The sequence below is a fragment of the Mesorhizobium sp. M7A.F.Ca.MR.362.00.0.0 genome (assembly GCF_004023175.1).
Classification (GTDB): domain Bacteria; phylum Pseudomonadota; class Alphaproteobacteria; order Rhizobiales; family Rhizobiaceae; genus Mesorhizobium.
In genome coordinates this window covers 23,473-26,996 of the sequence record NZ_RZTF01000033.1, presented here as the reverse complement: position 1 = coordinate 26,996, position 3,524 = coordinate 23,473, and the positions used below count along the sequence as shown (strand labels likewise).

3 protein-coding genes are annotated in these 3,524 nt (G+C 66.2%); all 3 read left to right on the top strand.

The window, feature by feature from the left end; genetic code table 11:
• Positions 1–103 precede the first annotated feature (103 nt).
• Positions 104–880: a DNA repair protein RecO gene (gene recO, locus EOC06_RS07400; protein ID WP_128307438.1), complete on the top strand. Its 777-nt coding sequence runs from the start codon at positions 104–106 to the stop codon at positions 878–880.
• On the top strand, positions 877–1,395 hold the full coding sequence (locus EOC06_RS07395) for a PaaI family thioesterase (RefSeq protein ID WP_128307437.1): 519 nt from the start codon (positions 877–879) through the stop codon (positions 1,393–1,395). The genes recO and EOC06_RS07395 overlap by 4 nt, the downstream gene beginning before the upstream one ends.
• A 112-nt stretch (positions 1,396–1,507) precedes the next feature.
• A partial coding sequence (locus tag EOC06_RS07390) for a DUF2339 domain-containing protein (protein ID WP_245469388.1) occupies positions 1,508–3,524 on the top strand: 2,017 nt, incomplete at its 3' end.

The window sequence follows — 3,524 nt, the reverse complement described above, 5'->3', positions numbered from 1 at the left end:
CAGCACATCGCTGCGGGCGGTTTTTTATGCATTGGCATGAGAGTTACCCGGGGGCCAAGCCCATACCTTGATTTCGCCACCCGATCGGTGAAAAGCTCCTGAAATGGAATGGCGCGACGAGGGAATCATTCTCGGCACCCGCAAGCATGGCGAAACCAGCGCCATTCTCGAGGTGTTGACGCGAGCGCATGGCCGTCATCTCGGCCTTGTTCGTGGCGGCCGTTCGCGCAAGCAGCAGCCTGTGCTCCAGCCCGGCAACCGTGTCGACCTGTTGTGGCGAGCGCGCCTTGACGAGCACCTCGGCACGTTCCAGGCCGAGGCGATCGAGATGAACGCGGCCCGGTTGATGGACAGCGCCGTCGCCGTCTACGGATTGCAGACCATGGCCGCGCATCTGCGCCTGCTGCCCGAGCGCGACGCGCATGAAGGTCTCTACGAAACGCTTGCCGTGATGATCGTCCATCTCGACGACGCCGACGTTGCCGGCGAACTGGTGGCGCGCTTCGAGCTTCTGGTGCTGGACGAACTCGGCTTCGGCCTCGATCTCAGCCAATGCGCCGCCACCGGCACGCGACAGGACCTGGCCTATGTCTCACCGAAGTCGGGACGTGCGGTATCGCGCGAAGCCGGTTTGCCGTGGCGCGACAAGATGCTGGCTCTGCCGGCCTTCCTGCAGCGCGGCTCCGGCCTGCGCGCCGATGCGGCTGATGTCGACGACGCCTTCCGGCTCACCGGCTTCTTCTTCAACCGCCACGTCTATGAGCCGCGCGGCATCGAGCCGCCGGACGCTCGTACCGGCTTCCTCGCCGCCTTGCGCAAACATCACGCGCGCTGCAAGGCCATAGCTGGCGAAGACGCAGCCAGAGAAATCATCACATGAGCGAGGTCGAACTTTATCCTGGCCGGGTCTCACCGCTCGGCCTCGGCACCATTCCGCACGCCGACATCCTGAAATACACCGGTTTGGAATTGCTGCAGCGCATCGTCGACGGCAAGTATCCGGCGCCGCCGATTTCCTTCCAGCTGAATTTCACTCTCACCGAAGTCTCGGAAGGGCGCGCTGTCTTTCGTGGCATGCCGAGCGAGCGCCATCTCAATCCGCTGGGCAGCGTGCATGGCGGCTGGGCGGCGACGCTGCTCGATTCGGCGCTGGCCTGTGCCGTGCAGACGCTGCTCGAAAAGGGCGAGGCCTATACCACGGCGGAGTTCAAGGTGAATTTGACGTGTCCCATCACGCCGAAGACCGGCGAGGTGGTGTGCGAGGGCAGGGTTGTTCACAAGGGCCGCACGTTGGCGGTGTCGGAAGCGACGCTGAAGGATGCCGGCGGCAAGCTGCTGGCTTTCGGCACCGAAACATGCTCGATCTTTCCGGCCGCCAATCTGGCGGCGCGTTGACTGGCGGCGCATTGAGTTTTCCGAGCTTGGATTTTCTGGCCGTTTGGCCGCCGCATTTGAATGTCAGTAAGACGAATGTCAGTGAAAACTGGCCTGGTTTGGGGGAACCGCCATGTTTGAAAGCCTGATCGGCCTTGTCGCCATCATCGCCTTGTTCGTCATCATTTCGCGCCAGCAGAGCCGCATCGGCCTTGTCGAGCGCGAGCTTGGCGCACTGCGCAGCCTTGTGCTCTCGGGAGCCGTGCCGCCTGCGGCCAGGCCGTCCGAACAGGCGGTGGCCGACAACGCGCCCGCCGATATGGCTCCGGACGTAGCGGCCGCGGCCGATATTGTCCCGCCGGAGGTAAGCGCAGCGGTCACAGCCCCGGCGCCAGCCACGGACACGGAAGACTCGACCGGCGAGATCGTCTCCGGGCCGTGGACCGCTCCAGAACCGGCACCGAAGGCAGTGGAACCTGCGGAGCTTTCCGCAGCGGCGAAAGCCGCCCGCCAATCCGATGTCGAAACCGCGCTCGGTACCCGCTGGGCGGTCTGGGTTGGCGGCATCGCACTGGCGCTGGGCGGCCTGTTCCTGATCCGCTACACCATCGAAGCCGGCATTTTCGGTCCCGGCGTGCGGCTGGCCATGGCCGGCGTGCTCGGCCTTGTGCTGGTCGCCGGCGGCGAGTTCATCCGGCGCACCGGCTTCAAGGTGCCGGTGCAAGGGGCCGGCGGCGCTTATATTCCAGCGATCCTGACTGCTGCCGGTGCCTTCATCCTGTTCGGCACCGTCTATGCCGCGCATGGCATTTACGGCTTCATCGGCCCGGCACTCGCCTTCACGCTGCTCGGCGTCATCGGAGTGGCGACGATCGCGGCAGCTCTTGTCCATGGCCAGGCGCTGGCCGGCATCGGCCTTGTCGGCGCCATGGTGACGCCGGTGCTGGTCGCCTCGCAGGCACCCAATCCCTGGGCGCTTTTCGGCTATCTCGCGATCGTGCTTGCCGCCACCGGCGTCATCGCCCGCATGCGGGACTGGAAATTACTGGTGGCGGCCGCCTTTTTCGGCACCGGTGTCTGGACCATCCTCTATATGACCGATGCGCCGGGGGCGAACCTCTCTGCCATTCTGTTCATCGACGCCGTCACGCTGGCCGTGCTCGCCCTTGTCTGGCTCGCTCGCCGTGACGACGAACCTGGACCAGCCAGGGCTTTCGACTGGCCGTCCATCGTGCCTGGCCTGTTCGTCGCATTCTCGGCGCTGGGCCTGTCGGTCGACCCGGCCTTCGCTGCCGCCGGCTACGCCTTGCCAGGCGCGGTGGTGATCGCCGCGATGGTGGGGGTCGCGCTTTATCGTCCGCTGGCGCTGCCGCTCCTCTATGCCGCGGGACTGGTCACGGTGCTGATCTATCTCGGCATCATCCCGCCAACCTCGATCGCTTCCGATTTTTCCAGCGGCGCCTTGGGCGTCGACGGACTGCCGGTGGCCACGTCCAACGCGCTGACCTTGCGCATCGGCATCGTACTCGGCCTGGTCTTCATCGGCGCCGGCTTCTGGGCCGCACGCCGGTTCGCCGCCGGCACACAGATCCGCGCGGCCTCATGGGCAGCGTGGGGCGTCATCGTCCCGCTTGTCGTCCTGCTGGCGCTCTGGTTCACATTCGGCAATCTCGACCGTGATCTTGTCTACGCCGCCGCAACGGCACTGCTGGTCGTCATTTTCGCCGCCGGCGGCGAGTGGATCGCGCGGGCCGAGGAGCCGCCGCTCAAGGGCGGTGTCGCGGTGTCGTTTGCCCTGGGCGGCGCGGCCATCGCCGGGCTGCTGCTGATGCATATGGCTTTCGATTCCGGCTGGACCACCATCCTGCTCGGTGCGGCGGCCATCGTGCCGGCGCTGACTACGCGCTGGCGCGCCTATCCGGTGCTCGGCTGGATTTCGGTCGGCGCGGTGATCGCGGTGCTTGGCCGCGTCGCTTTCGACCCGACCATCGTCGGTGCCGGGTTCCTGTCGACGACGCCGGTGTTCAACTGGCTGCTGCCAGGCTACGGCGTGCCGGCACTGGCCTTCGGCTTTGCCGCCTGGCAGCTTGCGCGCACCACGAATGGCCGGCCGCGCCTTGCCATGGAGGCGGCTGCGGCGCTGTTTGCGC